The 16,462-nt window shown below is 68.5% G+C and carries 13 protein-coding genes and 2 pseudogenes; 11 read left to right on the forward strand and 4 right to left on the reverse strand.

What is annotated here, in order from left to right; translation table 11 throughout:
- The first annotated feature begins 412 nt into the window (after positions 1-412).
- Positions 413-1,168, forward strand: a complete 756-nt coding sequence (locus OO71_RS22635; protein ID WP_033291814.1) for an SDR family NAD(P)-dependent oxidoreductase — start codon at positions 413-415, stop codon at positions 1,166-1,168.
- Between the two features lie 594 nt (positions 1,169-1,762).
- Here OO71_RS22635 and OO71_RS22640 read toward each other — a convergent pair.
- Positions 1,763-3,508: a CocE/NonD family hydrolase gene (locus OO71_RS22640; RefSeq protein WP_211260585.1), complete on the reverse strand. Its 1,746-nt coding sequence runs from the start codon at positions 3,506-3,508 to the stop codon at positions 1,763-1,765.
- Between the two features lie 132 nt (positions 3,509-3,640).
- Here OO71_RS22640 and OO71_RS22645 point away from each other — a divergent pair, with 132 nt between their 5' ends.
- On the forward strand, positions 3,641-5,134 hold the full coding sequence (locus OO71_RS22645) for a flavin monoamine oxidase family protein (RefSeq protein WP_156096487.1): 1,494 nt from the start codon (positions 3,641-3,643) through the stop codon (positions 5,132-5,134).
- A gap of 188 nt (positions 5,135-5,322) precedes the next feature.
- Complete coding sequence (locus OO71_RS22650) at positions 5,323-5,688, forward strand: cupin domain-containing protein (RefSeq protein WP_162186102.1); 366 nt, start codon at positions 5,323-5,325, stop codon at positions 5,686-5,688.
- Between the two features lie 209 nt (positions 5,689-5,897).
- On the opposite strand, the gene OO71_RS22655 is transcribed toward OO71_RS22650, so the two are convergent.
- Positions 5,898-6,125 carry a hypothetical protein gene (locus OO71_RS22655; RefSeq protein ID WP_051791949.1) on the reverse strand — a complete coding sequence of 76 codons (228 nt, stop codon included), beginning with the start codon at positions 6,123-6,125 and terminating at the stop codon, positions 5,898-5,900.
- A 325-nt stretch (positions 6,126-6,450) separates the two neighbouring features.
- Between OO71_RS22655 and OO71_RS22660 the strand changes: the two genes are divergently transcribed.
- From OO71_RS22660 to OO71_RS22685, 6 genes are all read left to right on the forward strand, one after another.
- A complete protein-coding gene (locus tag OO71_RS22660; protein ID WP_051791952.1) occupies positions 6,451-7,602 on the forward strand; it encodes an acyl-CoA dehydrogenase family protein in 1,152 nt (383 codons plus the stop codon).
- Positions 7,603-8,493 carry an NAD(P)-dependent oxidoreductase gene (locus OO71_RS22665; protein ID WP_051791955.1) on the forward strand — a complete coding sequence of 297 codons (891 nt, stop codon included), beginning with the start codon at positions 7,603-7,605 and terminating at the stop codon, positions 8,491-8,493.
- A gap of 58 nt (positions 8,494-8,551) precedes the next feature.
- On the forward strand, positions 8,552-10,603 hold the full coding sequence (locus tag OO71_RS22670; RefSeq protein WP_084145186.1) for a hydantoinase/oxoprolinase family protein: 2,052 nt from the start codon (positions 8,552-8,554) through the stop codon (positions 10,601-10,603).
- On the forward strand, positions 10,600-12,348 hold the full coding sequence (locus OO71_RS22675) for a hydantoinase B/oxoprolinase family protein (protein WP_033291817.1): 1,749 nt from the start codon (positions 10,600-10,602) through the stop codon (positions 12,346-12,348). The genes OO71_RS22670 and OO71_RS22675 overlap by 4 nt, the downstream gene beginning before the upstream one ends.
- Before the next feature lie 37 nt (positions 12,349-12,385).
- The gene (locus tag OO71_RS22680) at positions 12,386-13,612 is read left to right on the forward strand and encodes a metal-dependent hydrolase family protein (protein ID WP_211260586.1); all 1,227 of its coding nucleotides are present in this window, start codon (positions 12,386-12,388) and stop codon (positions 13,610-13,612) included.
- 104 nt (positions 13,613-13,716) lie between these two features.
- The gene (locus OO71_RS22685) at positions 13,717-15,165 is read left to right on the forward strand and encodes an MFS transporter (protein WP_051791957.1); all 1,449 of its coding nucleotides are present in this window, start codon (positions 13,717-13,719) and stop codon (positions 15,163-15,165) included.
- 8 nt (positions 15,166-15,173) lie between these two features.
- Here the strand turns inward: OO71_RS22685 and OO71_RS22690 are convergent.
- Positions 15,174-15,800: pseudogene (locus OO71_RS22690) on the reverse strand (MBL fold metallo-hydrolase); the annotation flags it as partial.
- Between the two features lie 41 nt (positions 15,801-15,841).
- Between OO71_RS22690 and OO71_RS50285 the strand changes: the two are divergent.
- Positions 15,842-15,988: a hypothetical protein gene (locus OO71_RS50285; protein WP_245633752.1), complete on the forward strand. Its 147-nt coding sequence runs from the start codon at positions 15,842-15,844 to the stop codon at positions 15,986-15,988.
- Positions 15,989-16,001: 13 nt separating this feature from the next.
- Positions 16,002-16,238, forward strand: coding sequence for a muconolactone Delta-isomerase family protein (locus OO71_RS22695; protein WP_051791959.1), 237 nt, complete (start codon positions 16,002-16,004; stop codon positions 16,236-16,238).
- 9 nt (positions 16,239-16,247) lie between these two features.
- Here the strand turns inward: OO71_RS22695 and OO71_RS22700 are convergent.
- Positions 16,248-16,462 (reverse strand): annotated as a pseudogene (locus OO71_RS22700) (hypothetical protein); the annotation flags it as partial.

The following is a 16,462-nucleotide window of genomic DNA, read 5'->3' on the forward strand; positions in this document are numbered from 1 at the left end:
GCGCTGACGGGGTCGGATCGACTGTTCGCTCGATCCTCTTTCCGGACGGGTCGCTCCGGTGCTCCGGGTACGTGTCGTGAAGGACGGCTCACGCCGTACCGCGGCCGGCCCTCGCGGCGGCAGGGGCTGTCAGGCCGTCGACCGAGGTTGGGCGCAGGCGTCGACGGTGGTCGGCCTCCTGGAAAACTTGATCAAATATTTGCGATCCGCCATTGCAGGGAGTGAAGGCTGCCTGTATTGTCAGGCACAAATTTGATCAAAGAAGCCGACTCGGCGGCACGTTCACCGATCTTGTTCTGAGGGATCCGATCACCGGTGCCGTCCGCGTGACGAAGTCGCCCACGCTGAAAGAACGCTCGGCAACATGCCTCGTTCATCTGATGGACAAGGTACGACTTGCAGAAGGAGAACCATGTCTCGAGAGCACTTGGAGGGCCGGTCCGTCTTGGTCACCGGCGGAGGATCCGGAATCGGCCGCGGCATCGCGTTGGCGTTTGCCGACGCAGGAGCACGTGTCACCATCGCAGGCCGGCGTGAGGACGCCTTGGCCGACACGGTCGCCCTGCGACCCGGGATCACGGCATGCGCCGGCGACATCACCTCACCGGCGGACGTGACGCGCATCGTCGAAGCTGCGTCCGGTCCGGAGGGCGAGCTCGACGTGTTGGTGAACAACGCGGGTCGCATGGACCTCATGGAGCTTGCCGAGTGCGACCCGGACCGTGTGCGAGCGCTGTTCAGCACCAACATCGTCGGCACCACTCAGGTCACGCAGGCTGCGCTGCCCGCGCTGCGAGCCCGCAAGGGTCTCGTGGTGAACGTCACGAACGCTCTCGCGGCATCGCGGAAGGGCGCGACGACCGGTGCAGGGTTTCTGACCGCGGGGAAGGCGGCGCTGGACTCGCTGACCCGAACGTGGGCGTACGAGCTCGCGCCGGACATCAGGGTCAACGCGGTCGCACCGGGGATGGTTCGATCCTGGGAAGGGGACGGTCACGTGTCGTCTGAGGTGATGGAGTACCTCGAGGAGGCGTCGCAAAAGGCTCTCCGGCGCAGGATCGGGGCTCCCGCCGATATCGCCTACTGGGTTCTCGCGTTGGCTGATCCTGCCGCGGAGTGGACGACCGGGCAGACGATCGTCCTCGACGGCGGCCTCAATGTCGCCTGACGCCATATCGCGGCACGCGTTCTCGTAGTCGGACCGGGACGGCAGGCGAGCCTCGGAGTCGGCACTGACGGCATGAACGGGAAGGCGATCACCGCCGCCGCTTCTGGTGGCAATCGGGCGTCGGACCCTGGTGACAAAGCTACGTGACTCGGGTGCGCATTCGCGATCGCACGAAGCACGATCGCGAAGCGACGTTACCCGCTACGTCTCGACGCCGGGTGCTCTGAGGGCGAAGCACGCGAACGCGACAAGGCCGTAGCACCGCGGTTGGTCGATCGCGCGGCCAGTCGGCGTCGACGACCAAGCGGCCTGCGATCCAAGCGTCTGGCCGTCTCGAACGTGCGGCGTGGGCGCGCGGGGCGACGCCTTCCGGCCGTGCGGACGAACGACCGCACGGCGGCGGCGCTGGGCATCAGCGTGCCCGAGGCAAAGCTGCACGCGTTCGCGCTCTCGGCAAGCCTAACGGCCCGCCAGCGTGTCGCTGGCCAACTTCACATGGCCGTGATCGCGTCGCGCGCGATCTAGACGAGTTCGACGACGTCCGGGTAGGACGTGACGGTGGCCGCTACGTCGGCGACGCAGAGCTCGAGGTGTTCAATCTTGTGGCGTCCCATCGGCCTTTCCGGGGTCGGGTGGAACGACGGGCAGGAGAAGATACGGCCGGTGGTGGTCGCCAGCGTGAAGCATCACCTTGCCGGCGAACACGTCGCTCGGCCGGTCGCGAGGGTCGTTGTGACTGCCCTCGGCCGGGTTGTGCCAGTCCACGAGGGCAGCAGCGTCGGCGTTCTCGCAGGTGTAATCGTGGCCCTGCACCGTCAGCGCGAGCGTGTACCCGGCCGGCACCACGATGGAGGTCGGCCAGATCTCGACGTCGAGCTCATAAACCTCGCCGGGGTTCAGTGGCTGTGGATCGTCGTGGGTGTGAACGGGCTGATGTGCAGTGCTGAGCTCCGGGTCGAGCTTGCGGTGAGACCCCCGCAGCCAGCCCTGCGAGATCGGCATGTGCGGGTTGTTCGCACCGCGCATCGTGACCTCATTGCCCGCCGGATCGAAGACCCGGAGCACGAGGAAGAGGTCGACGTCGGTGGTCGCCGACGAGACGAACAGCTTCGCAGCGGAGGGTCCGGTGATCTCGGTCTCCTCGTCGACGACCGTGCGGAAGGTGATCCCGTCGCGCATCGCCTGATAGGAGGCGTGGCCGTCGCCGGCGGGCGGCGTGGTCCCGAGCGCGCCGTCGCTCGGGTGCAGGTAGAGCTTCGTCCACCGCGTCTGCGGGAGCGGCCAGTCGTCCTCGTAGCGCAGTGCCGTGGTCCCATCGACATGACGCACGTTGACGATCACGGGCGGCACCCGGTCCCATCCGTTGCGCTCGTCCTTGAGGAAGTGGTCGAAGAAGCGCTTCTGCAGCTCGCGGCCGTAGTCGGTGTAGAAATGCGTCCAGTGCTCGAGGGTATGCAGCTCGAGCCACTTGTGATCGGAGCCTGCGCGCACGAAGCCCTCGACGTTGCCGCGCAGGTGGAGTCCCTGGCCACCGAGATTGCCCGCCGACAGCAGCGGGACGCGAATGGCCGGCAAGTCGCCGTTGCGCTCCTCGTAGTACGCGTTCAGCGTCGGGTGGTCGTAGTGCTCGGCGATCAAGTCCGCACGCTGTCGGGCACGCTGTTCCTCGGACAGCGTCTCGTCGCCGAACGCGAGCACACCGGTCACCGGATTCCGTTGGCCGTGCTCGCCGATCCCGTACTGCGCCTTGCCGATGCGGTTGCGATACCAGCGCATGGTGAACGTGGAGAGGATGCCTCCGTGACGGCGACCGTCGCGATAGTTGTCCGAGCATCCCTCCCACGGGCAGATCGCGGCGAGATGGGGCGGCTGCAGCGCTGCGACCTGCCATTGGTTCATGGCCAGGTAGGAGATCCCGACGAGCCCGACGCGGCCGCTGCTCCACGGCTGGGTCCCGGCCCACTCGATGCAGTCGTAGAGGTCTTGCGTCTCGCGCGCCGAGAAGTGGTCGACGTAACCCGGTGAGCGGCCCATCCCCCGGGAGTCGACCCGCACGACCACGTAGCCGTGAGGAACCCACTTCTCCGGGTCGACGGCCTCCCAGTTTGCATAGACGTTGCTGGAGCCGGCCGGCACGTCCGGGTGCTCCCGGCAGAGCGCCTCCCACTGATCGGGCCGTCCCTCCGCGAAGTTCAGCCCCTTGCCGTACGGGCTGTAGCTGAGGAGCACGGGATGCCGGCCGTGCGCAGGTCGGAAGACGTCGGCACGAAGCACCAGGCCGTCGTCGGCTTCGACGGCCACGTCCCAGTCGATGCGCATGCTGTCGTTGGCGGGGGTCATCCGCACTGCTCCCGGTGTCGTGGGCGAGGCGCCGGCTCCAGATTCGGGCACCCTCGGCGGCAAACTGCTTTGATCATAGACGCCGCATCGTGCTGAGTTCGACGGCCGGACGCGCCAAGCAAGGGTTATTTTTTGATCAAATTAGTGCTAGCGTATCGCAGCCCGGCCCCGTTTCGGCGACGTTGGAGCGGGCGGGGTTCGCTCCAGCGGGTATCCGTGTCAGGAAGCTTGAGGGAAGAAATGATGGAAGACACCAACAGCGAGATTCTCGACTGCATCGTGGTGGGCGCGGGAGCGGCCGGGCTTACGGCCGCGTCGGTCTTGCACGATGCGGGCAAGACCTTCGTCGTCCTGGAGGCTCGGGACCGTCTCGGGGGCCGGGCTCACTCGCTCCCGCTCTCGGACGGCACCCCCATCGAGCAGGGCGCGTCTCGGGTGCACGGTGCGCGGACGCCGACCTGGGACTACGTCATCCGGACCGGCATGGCGACGCATGGTCCGAAGCCCCATGAGCTGGTGAAGCTCTCGACTGCTCGTGAAGACGGCACGACCCATCCCCCGTACTTCGGCGGAGGAGAGTGGCGATCCGGCGAGCAGTCCGCCGAGGTCAGCGAAGCGCTGGAGCGTGTTCCGACGGTACTGGGGCAGCCCGGGCAGGAGGACGTGAGCGTGCTCGACGCTCTGCACCAGAACGGGTTCACCCAGGCGCAGATCGACGCGATCGCTTGGGAGCTCGACGCCTTCGCGCCGATTCCGATCGACGAGCTGAGTGCCCGCTCGGCCGGCGACGGCTACGCCCTCGGCGCGGAGAACGTCGCGAGCTTCGAGTTCGTGGACGGATACTCGGAGTTGTGGAGGAGGATCGCCGAGCCGTTCGCGGACCGCATCCGCCTCGAGAGCCCCGTGACCCGGGTGGAGTGGTCGCCCAACGGCGTCCAAGTGCATTCCGCAGGCGGGCAGTTTGCGGCCAGGACGGCGGTTGTCACGTTGCCGCTCGGCGTGTTGCAGGAAGGCAGCGTGACGTTTGAGCCGAGCCTGCCACAGGCGAAGCAGGAGGCGATCGACGACCTGCGCATGGGGCTGGAGATCAAGCTCGGCGCCGAGTTCCGGCACGCGTTCTGGGAGCCCCGGGTCGGCCTTGTGAACTCCTTCTTCAATGCCGACTCGGCAATGAATCGGTGGTGGGTGCCGTTCGCACGACGGCCTGGTCCACCCGCGCTCATCGCGTGGACCGGTGCGATTCACTCGGCGGCCCTGACGGGCAAGCACGAGGAGCTCGAGGAGGTGTTCATCTCCACGTTGCAGACGATGTTCCCCGAGGTCGACGTCCGTGCCGAGCTGGTTGCCCTGCACATCGCCGACTGGCCATCGGACCCGTGGGCGCGAGGCGCCGTGAGCATCGCTCCGGTGGGTGCGTACTTCAAGCGCGCCGATCTCGCCGCGCCGACGGCGCCGTTGCTGTGGGCCGGCGAGGCCAGCTCGATTGACGGCAACGCGGAGAGCGTCCACGGCGCCATCGCGACAGGACGACGCGCCGCCCTCGATGCGTTCCATCTCCTGCGCCCGCTGCAGCCGAGCAATCCGGACAGTCGCATCGACTGGTCCTACTTCACGGGGCTGGTCTAGCTCTAGAGGCGGTGTTCGACCCGGCGGCCCGGGGGGGGCCGGGCCAGCCGCCCCGGTGCCGCGTCCCGGCGTTCGCCAGCTGTAGTTCCTAGGGAGGTTGTTCATACGTGCCGCCTTGGGGGCTGGCACCGCAGAAGTTCAACGACGACATTTGCGAATCGCCTTCGATGGCGGGGCAAGGAGCAGCCATGACACCTGACCCAGTCCAGATCTACGCACTGGCAGACTCGAGTCCCATGGTGCCAATCCCAGGTATCGAGATGCGCGGAGTGTTCGGCCGTGGCGCGTCGATCAACGTCGTTACGATCGAGGCCGGCGCCATCTTGCCGATGCACCGGCATCCCCACGAGCAACTCGGTGTCGTCCTCGAGGGAATCCTCATCTTGACCACTGAGGACGGCGACCACGAGATCGGCCCTGACGAGGCCTATGTCGTGCCCGGCAACGTCGAACACGCCGGGACAGCAGGTGAAGGTGGTTGCGTCGTCCTCGACGTGTTCGTTCCGGCGCGCGACGAGTACCGGGAGGCCGCTGCGCCACCGCGCACCGGCTGATCTGGAGTGCCTGTTTGTCAAGGGGCATGGTGAGGTGCCCGTCCCGGCGAGTGGGGCGGGCGCCTCTGTACTTCGCGTGTCCTGGGTCCGCTGGTGAGCGTGTCGTTGGCGACGCGCGGTCGGACTGACACGAAGATGAACGAGACACGCGGCTTGACAGGTGATCCGTGCGGTCTGGCGTCAGGCTGGGATCGAGTCGAAGCGGACGGTCATGGCAAGGGCGTTGGCCTGCCTGACGATGTGGCGCGTTGCGGGTTACAGCGGGCGAAGTAGTCGGCGCCGAGATCGCGGTGGGTGACTTTGTCGGCCAGCACCTGCCAGACCGCGATGACCAGCTTGTGCCTGACGGCGACCAGTGCGCACTGGCGGCCGCGGCGGGCGGTGATGCGCCGGTAGTAGACGGCGTAGCAGGAGTCCTTTTGCTTGATCGCGGCCATCGCGGCGGTGACCAGGATCCGTTTGAGATGTTTAATCAAATAATGCGCCGGCCAGCGCGCCCAGGCAAGACTGTCGCCAACCCGTGACCTGACTCCCCCGGCCCGCCGTCACACCGGCCGCGCCGACAAGCCTTTAGTCCCACCTGATCAGGGTCTATCGCCCTTCGGAAGGACTGGATACCGCAGCCGTCCCCGCTGGCACACCAGTCCTCACCACCCCAGCCCGCGACTCTTGCGGACACTACTCGAAGGTTGTAGTCTACTGTCACTTTTGATCAATATTGCATTTGCAGGCTCCCGCCGCGGAACGAAAGTAGGTAACGCTGTGACGCTCACGGAAACGGAGCCGGCGACAGAGGCACTCGAGCAGGCCCGCGCGCTCCACCCGATCCTGGCCGGGCGGGCACCCGACGTGGACACGTTGGGGAGGGTGCCGAAGGAATCAATGGATGCGTTGCGCTCCACCGGTCTGCTCACCCTGCAGAAGCCGCGGCGGTTCGGCGGTCCCGGCGGGTCGCTGAGCACGGCGCTCCGGGTCAGCCGGGAACTGGGCAGCGCGTGCCTGTCCACCGCGTGGCTGCACGGTGTCCTCTCCGGCGACCTCCTGTTCGTCTCCCTCTTCCCGCTCGAGGTGCAGGAGGAGGTGTACGCCGACCCGAGCCCGGTAGTGGCGAGCGTCATCCGCACCGGCGGCGGCCAGGTCACGCCGGTCAAGGGCGGGTTCCGCGTCCAGGGCGTCGAAGGCCGGTTCTGCAGCGGCGTGGAACATTCCGGCTGGGTGGTCATCGGGCATGGCGTGGAGGGCCCCGAAGGCCGGCTCTACCTCTTGCCCCGCAGCGATGTCCGGACCCTCGACGACTGGCAGACCGCCGGGATGCGTGGCACCGAAAGCAAGAGCATCCGCATCGAGGACGCCTTTGTGCCGGAAGCCCGTGCCCTGCCTGCGCACGTCGTCTTCGACGGCACCGCCCCCGGCGCGGCGGCCCTCGGCGAGCCGTACTACCAGCGCAGCCTCGAAGTCGTGGCGCCGTACACGCTGGTGGGCGCGGCCTTGGGCGGCGGGTTCGCAGCGATCGAAGCGGCGCGGACGGCCCTGGCCGGCCGGATCGGCGGCGCCTCGGCCGATCGCCTTCCCCCGCGGGAGGAAGCCATCGCCGTGCAGATCGCCGCGTCGGCCCAGCAACTCGAAGCCGCGTATGCGCACGTGCTCAATGCCGCCGAAGCACTGGATGCCGATCCGGGCCGCACCGATTTGTCGGCGCTGGAGCTCGCTCATCCGGTGGCCGACTGCGCGTTTGCCGCGCAGACCGCGCGCAAGGTGGTCAACGACGTCTTCGCGATGAGCGGCGGGTCGGCCATCTACAATTCCTCGCCGATCCAACGGTGGTGGCGCGACGTCAACTGCGCCTGCCAGCACGTGTACTTCACCTGGTACCCGGCCATCACCCGCGTCGGCCGCGTGATGGTGCAGGCGTAGATGGGTTCCCCGCTCGGCTTCGTCGGCCTCGGCGACATGGGACTGCCCATGGTGCACCGGTTGGTGCGGGCCGGTCATGACGTCGCAGTCCACGACGTCCGCGCCGAGGCCGTCGCCGACGCCGTCCAGGCAGGCGCCACCGCGGCCGGTTCGGCACGCAATGCCGCCGCGGGAAGCGAAATCGTCTTCACCTGCCTGCCCACCGAGCGAGCCGTGCGCGCCGTCGTCCTCGACCCGGAAACCGGCTTGGCCGCGGGGATGGCGCCGGGAAGCATCCTCGTCGAAACGTCCACCGTGCCCGTCGAATTCGCACGCGAGATCGCGGACGGGCTCGGCCGCCGAGGGGTCGCCGTCCTCGATGCTCCGTTCCTTCCGGCGAGCATCGAGGACGGCGCAGTCACCTTCCTCGTGGGCGGTGCCGAGGCGACGCTCGAACGCGCGCGGGAAGCGTTGTCCGGGATCGGCGACCGGATCGTCCATCTCGGCCCGCACGGGGCCGGGGCGGCCGCGAAAATGGCGATCCAGTACGCCGGGATCTGCAATCTGGTAGCTGCCGCCGAGGCGGCGTTCCTCGCCCGTGCCCTGGGCGTCGACCTCGAACGGCTCGTCGATCTCGTGTCCGGGACCACGGCGGACAGTGCGGTGTTCGGGGTCGCGGCCGACGGGGTGCGGCGCGGGGCGCGTGACGTCCCCGAGGGCGGCAAGCTGGGCATTCTGGCCAAGGACATCGACATGTGTGTGCAGGCCGCTCGCGAGGCGGGCACCTCGCACGGCATGGCCGACGCGTCCGACGCGGTGTTCTCCGAAGCACTCCGCCGAGGCTGGGCCGACCGGAGCTTCCACGCCGTCTTCGCGCTTCTCGAGCATCCGGGTTCTCCCGGGAAAAACTGATTCGTCCGACCGTGGTCCGCCACGGCGAGCCGCCCGGCGGCTCCTCTGAGCGAGGTGAATGAGTACCATGCAGCACAACGAAGTGTTCGCCGTCGACGTCGGCGGGACTTTCACCGACTTCGTCCTGCGGGACCCGGTCACCGGCGCGATCCGGGTGACGAAGTCGCCGACCACTCCCCAGTCCCCCGCGGACGGCGTGCTGCGCGCCATCGGGAAGTCCGGAATGGACCTGGCCGACGCCGGTCAGTTCTTCCACGGCACCACGCTCGGCCTGAACACCGCACTGGAACGCAAGGGCGCACGCGTCGGGCTCATCACCACCGGCGGCTTCCGCGACGTCCTCGAGATCGGCCGGATGGACTGGCCGATGTACCAGCTGCACTGGAATCAGCCGCCGCCGTTCGTGCCGCGGTCGCTGCGCCGGGACGTACCCGAACGCGTCGACGCGAAGGGCGAGATTCTGGTCGAACTCGACGAGGACGCCGTACGCGCCGCTCTCGACGAACTCGTCTCCGAGGGCGCCGAGTCCATTGCCGTGTGCTTCCTCCACGCGTACGCGAATCCGGCCCACGAACGCCAAGTCGGCGCCATCCTTGCCGAGTCCTATCCCGGCCTCTCCTACACCCTTTCCCATGAGCTGACGAAGGAATACCGCGAGTGGGAGCGGACGATGACCACCGCGGTCAACGCCTCGATCAAGCCACGGATGGCGGCCTATTTCGCCGACCTCGAAAAGCGCACCGCGGACGGCGGTTTCACCGGCGCACTCCTGGTCACCCGGTGCGACGGCGGCGTCATGTCACCGGACGAGGCCAGCCACAACTGCGTCCGCACCCTCATCTCCGGTCCGGCGAGCGGGGTCATGGGCGCGGCCGAAATCGCGCGGCTGACCGGAATCGACAACGTGATCGCCTGCGACATGGGCGGGACGAGTTTCGACGCCGGGCTCGTGCTGGGCGGGGAGCCGACGCTGAAACCCGTCAGCGAGATCGAGGAACTGCCGCTCCTGGTCCCGGTCGTCGACCTGACCGCGATCGGCGCAGGCGGCGGCTCGATCGCGTGGATCGACGACGGTGGTGCCCTGAGCGTCGGCCCGCAGAGCGCCGGAGCCGAGCCGGGGCCGATCTGCTACGGAAAGGGCGGCCAGGACCCGACCTTCACCGACGCCGCACTCGTCACCGGGCTGCTCGGCCCGGCGAACTTCCTGGCCGGTGATTTCGACGTCGACCTCGACGGCGCGCGGGACGGGATCGCGAAGCAGATAGCCGAACCGCTGGGGATCGGCACCGAGGACGCCGCGAGCGGAATCGTCGAGCTGACCGAAGCCAAGATGGCCGCGATGCTCGAAGACATCACGGTCGGCCGGGGACACGACGTCCGCGACTTCGCCCTGCTGGCCTACGGCGGCAACGGGCCGCTCGTCGCCTGTGCGCTGGCCTCGCGCGTGGGCGTGGGCAAGGTCGTCATCCCGCCGTCGCCGGGAACCTTCTCGGCGTGGGGCATGCTGACCCTCGACGTAGTCACCGACGTGGCCCTCACGCGCCAGAGCGAGCTTTCCGAACTCACCAGCGAAACCCTCACCGAGATCTTCACCCAGCTGGAGACGTCGGCCACCACTTCGCTTGCCGAGCAAGGGGTTCCGGCCGACCACCACGAGCTCAACCGCTTCCTCGACATGCGGTACGGCAGCCAGGGGCACACCTTGCAGGTCCCGCTCGAGTCCACTCAGGACTCCCCGGAGACCATCCGTGCCCGGTTCGAGGAACAGCACCGCCAGACGTACGGCTTCACCACCCCGGACCCGGTCGTGGTCGTGACCATGCGGGTCCGCTCGGTCGGCAGGCTCGACCGGCCGCCGATGGAAAAGCTCGCCCTCCCGGAGCGACCGGGCATGATCGTGCCGAAGTCCGTCCGCCGCGCGGTGCACCGCGAAAGCGGCGGGGAGTTCGCTTGGGACGTCTACGATCGCTCAGCCATCGTGCGCGGCGCGCGCATCGCCGGTCCGGCCTTCGTCGAAGAACCCACCGCGACCACGGTCGTCCCGCCCGGCTGGGGTGCCGAGACCGACGAGATCGGCAACCTCATCATCACGAAGGAGAGCGCGACGTGACTGCCCTCAGCGAGACAACGAGCCTGGACCCGGTCACGTTCGCGGTGATCCGGAACGGGCTGACCGCCGCCGTCCGCGAGATGTTCACCGTCTTCAAGCGGACGACCACATTCCCGGGGCTCTACGAGTACAACGACTTCGGCATGTCGCTCTACGACGCCGACCTCAACATGCTCGCCGACGCACCGGGCCTGCCCATTTTCGTGGGTTCGCTCGATGCCGCGCTGCGCGACTCGATCGCCGTCCTCGGCGGGCCCGAAGCCCTGCACCCGGGCGACATCATCGTGAACAACCATCCGTTCCTCACCGGCGGCCATCCGCCCGACGCCGCGGTGGTGCAGCCGGTCTTCTTCGAGGGCGAAATCATTGCCTACAGCGTGCTTCGCGCGCACATGGGCGATGTCGGGTCCATGACTCCGTACCCGTCCAGCTCCACCGAAATGTGGCAGGAAGGAACCATCTATCCCGCGGTCAAGCTCTACCGGGCCGGCGAGCTGAACGAAGAGTTCCTGCGCATGGTCCGGGTGAACTCCCGGATGCCGAACGAAACAGCGGGCAACTTCCTCGCCGCCGCCGGTGCTCTGCGAGCCTGCAGCCGTAAGCTGCTGACCATCGTCGAGCGCTACGGTCTCGACCGTTACCGCGCCGCCAACGCGGAACTGCTCGACCAGGGCGAGCGAGCGGCCAGGGCCGCGATCGCGCGGATTCCCGACGGGAACTACGTCTTCGAAGACTACCTGGACAACGACGGCGTCGACCTCAGCCCGATCAAGCTGCGTTGCACGGTCACGATCGACGGCAGCGACGTGACCATCGACTTCACCGGCTCGGACCCCACCCGAACCGGCCCGCTCAACTGCCCGTTGCCCTACACGGTCACCGCTGCCCGGTTCGCACTGAAGCGCATCACGACTCCCGAACGCCTGGCCAACTCCGGCGAACACCGCATGCTCACCGTCATCGCACCGGAAAACACCGTCTGCAACCCGCAACCACCGGCTCCCACCTTCCTCGGTGCGTGGACGTGTTTCCGGATCAGCGACATGATCGTGCACGCCCTCGCCCAGGCCGCGGACGGCTGGATTCCCGCCCAGAACGGCGGCGACTCCTGCTCGGTCGGCGGGCTGGTGTTCGACCCCTGGACCGGCAAACCCGACTTCTTCACCGCCATGAGCGGCCTCGGCTACGGCGGCCTGCAGGGCCACGACGGCATGGACTCGCGCATCCACCCGACGCTCGCCGGCGGCCCGACCATCCCGGTGGAAATGGTCGAGCAGCGCACCGCGGTGCGCTGCCACCGGTTCGAGCTCGCGCCCGATTCCGGCGGACCGGGCGAGTTCCGCGGCGGCCTGAGCGTCACCCAGGAATGGGAGCTGCTCTGCCGGGGACAGATGACGATCACCGCGGAGAAATCGGAAGCCTCGACCGTGCTCGGGCTCGCCGGCGGCGAATCTCCCCCGTACCGGAACTCCGTCCGGATGATCTCGAAGGGCCGCGAAACGCGGACCTTCGGCAAGGCGGACGTCCAGGCGAACCCGGGCGACATCTTCCTGCTCGCTCCAGCCGGAGGCGGCGGCTACGGAAATCCGCTGCACCGTGATCCGCAAGCGGTGGCGCGGGACGTCCGTGAAGGCTACGTGTCCCGCAAGTGTGCCCACGACGCATATGGCGTGGTCCTGGACGCCGACGGCAAGGTCGCCGAGAAGGCGACGATCGCACACCGGAAAGCGAAACTCGCCGGGTGACCAGGTTTCCTCGCCCGAATCGAACAGGAAGGTGACCGTGCAGCGAATCGAAGCCAAAACCCTGCTCCCCGGCGCAGGTGAACCGGTGACCGACGGCGTCGTCGTGCTCGACGGCCCGTCGATCACCTACGCCGGGCCCGCAGCGGAGGCTCCGGCCACCCCCGGTGCAGAAGTCAGCCAGGCCCCGGCGGTCATGCCGGGGATGTGGGATTGCCACGGCCACATACTGGGCACCGCGAAGTTCAGCGGCGCAGAGCTCGGTTTCACGCACATGTCCGTGCGCGGTGCCCGTGCGGTGGGCGACCTCCGGGTTGCCCTGGACGCCGGCGTCACGTCGGTGCGCGAGGTCGGCGGCATCGGCATCTTTCTCGCCGGTGCCGTCGCCGACGGGTCGATCGCCGGTCCGTGGCTCCACGCCGCCGGCGCGGTGCTCAGCACCACCGGCGGCCACGGTGACTTCCACGAGCTGCCGCTGGAATGGCTGCACTCCCTCACCGAACGCGGCGTGGAACTGCGCATCTGCGACGGCCCGCAGGAATGCGTGCGAGCCGTGCGCGAGCAGCTGCGCCGGGAAGCGAAAGTCATCAAGGTGTGCACCTCGGGCGGGATCATCTCCAAAGTGGACGATCCCGAGCACCAGCAGTTCCGGACCGACGAACTCGCCGCCATCGTGGAGGTCGCCGGGATGGCAGGGCGCATCGTCGCCGCGCACGCGCACGGCAAGGCCGGGATCATCGCCGCGCTCGAGGCCGGGGTCGGCACCATCGAACACGGCACGTATCTCGACGAGGAATGCTGCGACGGGATGCGGGAAACCGGGACCATCCTGGTCACCACGCGGCTCGTGTTCGACAGCCTCGCGCACAGTCCGTCCCTTCCGGACCACGCCAAACGCAAGTTCGACAAAATCGGCCACCGGCATGCCGAAGCGATCGCCCTCGCCCACGAACGCGGCGTCACCATTGCTTCCGGCACCGACATCGGCTTTTCCGCGGGCACCGAGGTCATGGCGTGGGGACAGAACGGGCGCGAACCGCAGCTGCTGGTGGAATCCGGGCTCACGCCGCTGGAAGCCATCGAAGCCGTCACCGCCACCGGCCCGCGCACGCTGGGTCCGCAAGCACCGCGGAGCGGGCAGCTGGCCGCCGGCTACGACGCCGACGTGCTCACCCTGGACGCCGACCCGGTGGCCGACATCAGCGTGCTCGCCGACCCGGACCACATCACCGGCGTGTGGCGCGGCGGGGTGCGTTTCAAGGGCTGAACGTTTCACCAAGGGGGTCCATCGGGGGGTCAATCCACCGGCGCGGCAGGCTTCGCATCCCGCGTGTGCCTGTCCGCCGGTCTTCCCGGAATCGGAGCTCGACGATGAACTCTGGCTCGTCCCTGTCCCCCGCCACCCGGACCGCGACGGCGTCGTTGTCCGTGCTGGCGGCCGCGCTCTTCGTCTATTCGATGCTGGAAAGCCAGCTCAGCCCGGCGCTGCCGCAGATCCAGACCGCAGTCGGCGCCTCCACGACCGGAATCGCCTGGGTCTTCACGGGATTGCTGCTGTCCGCCGCCGTCTCCACCCCGCTCGTCGGCCGCCTCGCCGACGTCCACGACAAACGCTCAGTCCTGCTCGGCGTCCTGACCATCGTCGCGGTCGGCATTCTGGTCTCGGCACTGGCACCCAACGTCTATGTGCTCGCCGCCGGCCAGATCCTGCAAGGCGTCGGCCTCAGCCTCATGTCGCTTGCGGTGGGCATCATCCGGGATTCCCTGGCTCCGGGGAGGATCGCGTCGTCCACCGGCTTCATGGTCGGGATGGCCTCGGCGGGCCAGGCCGTCGCGCTGGTGCTCGTGGGGCCGATCCTGCTGGTCCTCGACTACACCTGGCTGTACTGGATCCCGCTGGTGGTGATCGGCATCGCGATCGTCGCCGCCTGGATCTTCGTCCCGTCGTGCCCGCCGGTGAAGCAGGAGCGCGTGGACTGGCCCGGCGCCGCGCTCCTCGGCACCGGCCTCGCGCTCGTGCTGCTGGGCCTGTCCGTTTCCCCGGCCGTCGGCTGGGGCTCACCGGTGGTCCTCGGCCTGCTCGTGGTGGGCTTGCTGGTCATCGCCGGTTTCACCATGCTCGAACTGCGTCGCCGCGACCCGCTGGTGGACGTGGCCTTGCTCAAGAACCGCGCGGTGCTGGTGACCAGCGCCAACGCCTTCGTCGTGGGCCTCGCGGCGATCGTGATGCTCGTGCTGGTGCCGATCGCGGTCCAGCTGCCCGCGGCGGCCACCGGATACGGGCTCGGCGGGTCGGTTCTCGAATCCGGGCTTTTCCTGCTGCCGCTGGGACTTGTCGGCGCGGTGACCGCACCGGTCGCCGCGCGCGTCGAGCGGCTCCTCGGTGCACGTGCGGTGCTGCTGATCGGCAGCGCAGCCATTGCCGCCGGGTCGCTGCTGCTGATCGCCGCGCCCGGACGGCCGTGGATCATCCCGGTGGCCACCGGGCTCGGCGGGCTGTGCTTCGCCTTCGGGCTGACCCAGGTGATGAACAACGTCGTCTGGACGGTTCCCGCGGATCGCACGTCCAGCCTCAGTGCGCTGATGCTGGTGGCGAGAAGCGTCGGCGGCACCCTGGGCGCCCAGCTCGGCGCGGTCTTCCTCGCCCTGTCGGCCGACCCGGTCACGCAGCTCCCCACCTGGTCCGGATTCCGCAACGCCTTCCTGCTGGCCGGCGCGGCAAGTGTGGCCGCCCTGCTGATCACCTTCGCCCTTCCCGCCCGGTTGGGCTCGCCGGAATCCGTCCGCGGCAAGGAAATCACCGCGCCGCTCGCCGAGTGACACCGGACTCAGCCGACTTCGACCGGAACGCCCGCCTCGGGCTGCCGATAAGGCGCGCCGAGGCCGGGTCCGTTCTCCCCGAGGAAACCGGCGACCATCGCGGTGCCGACCACGTTGAGCGCGCCGTCGTGGATGGCGAAAGCCTGGCGGGGAGCCACTTCCCGCACGCAGTCGATCAGCTGGCCGGTGGTGGACCAGGGACCGTGCACCGGCAGCAGCAGGGTATCGACCGCGACGTCCGGGACGGTGAGCGCGTCGCCGGGATGGAAAAGCTTGTCGCCGATCAGGAAGCCGATGTTCCCGACCTTCGGGAGATCGGGGTGGATGACCTCGTGCCAGGTGCCGTACACCTGCACCGGGAACCCGGCCGCGGTGAACGCCGCGCCTTCCCCGACCACCGTCACGCGCGCACCCAGGTCGTCCAGCTTCCGGGCGACGGAGGTATTGGTCCAGATCCGTAACTCCGGATTCCGTTGCAGGGCTTGGCGAAGCATTTCCTCGGCGAAGTGGTCGAAGTGCTCGTGGGTGACCAGGACCGCCTCGGCTCCCTCCAACACATGGGGATCGCTGAGGCCACCGGGATCGACCACCAGACGGCGGCCTTCACTCTCGACACGGATGCAGGCGTGCCCGAACTTGGTGAGGCGTCTGCTCGGACGCCTTCATCACGACGGTGTTGCCGAGCGCGAGTGCGGCCGGGACCGAAGCGCACGCCGAACGAGCGGACGCGCGAGGCTGGCCGGTCCTTTCCCTTGCCACCGGGCACGAAGCCATGGTCACCGCACCGAACGAGCTCGCCGCCCTCCTGCTGACCCTGACCTGATTCCGAGGCCGAGATGGAATTCCTGGTCCTCTGGGCGCAACTACGCGCCGATGAACGGGAACGCGCGACCCAGCTCCGCGCGGCCGGTGTCCTCAAACGCCTGTGGCGCGTGCCCGGACGCAACGCCACCATCGGCCTGTACGAAGCCGAGGACGCCACTGCCCTGCACGAGGCCCTGACCTCGCTGCCCATGTGGAAATGGATGGACGTCACCGTCGAGGCGCTCGCCCGTCATCCGCAGGAACGGTAAGCAGGCAGCTCACTTCGCCTCGGCAGCTGGACCGGTGACCGGCGGCGCCGCGGGGTAGTCGAGGCCGGTGGACAGCAGGTCGAACGCCTGCTTGGTCAGCTCGGATTCCGGCGCCTGCCAACCGCCCGCGCGCCACGCGACGACTGCCGTCTGCACCGCACACAGCGCCACCGACGCGACCAGATGGGGCCGGGGGTCCACACCCGGGTCGACGCCCATCCGGG

The organism is Amycolatopsis jejuensis, assembly GCF_000717335.1.
Taxonomy (GTDB): domain Bacteria; phylum Actinomycetota; class Actinomycetes; order Mycobacteriales; family Pseudonocardiaceae; genus Amycolatopsis; species Amycolatopsis jejuensis.

Bases quoted from the DNA above. Each gene is read 5' to 3' on its own strand.
- OO71_RS22650 (WP_162186102.1), top strand. From the start codon at position 5,323: ATGACACCTGACCCAGTCCAGATCTACGCACTGGCAGACTCGAGTCCC.
- OO71_RS22695 (WP_051791959.1), top strand. From the start codon at position 16,002: ATGGAATTCCTGGTCCTCTGGGCGCAACTACGCGCCGATGAACGGGAA.
- OO71_RS22640 (WP_211260585.1), bottom strand. From the start codon at position 3,508: ATGACCCCCGCCAACGACAGCATGCGCATCGACTGGGACGTGGCCGTC.
- OO71_RS22655 (WP_051791949.1), bottom strand. From the start codon at position 6,125: ATGGCCGCGATCAAGCAAAAGGACTCCTGCTACGCCGTCTACTACCGG.
- OO71_RS22685 (WP_051791957.1), top strand. From the start codon at position 13,717: ATGAACTCTGGCTCGTCCCTGTCCCCCGCCACCCGGACCGCGACGGCG.
- OO71_RS22665 (WP_051791955.1), top strand. From the start codon at position 7,603: ATGGGTTCCCCGCTCGGCTTCGTCGGCCTCGGCGACATGGGACTGCCC.
- OO71_RS22635 (WP_033291814.1), top strand. From the start codon at position 413: ATGTCTCGAGAGCACTTGGAGGGCCGGTCCGTCTTGGTCACCGGCGGA.
- OO71_RS22670 (WP_084145186.1), top strand. From the start codon at position 8,552: ATGAGTACCATGCAGCACAACGAAGTGTTCGCCGTCGACGTCGGCGGG.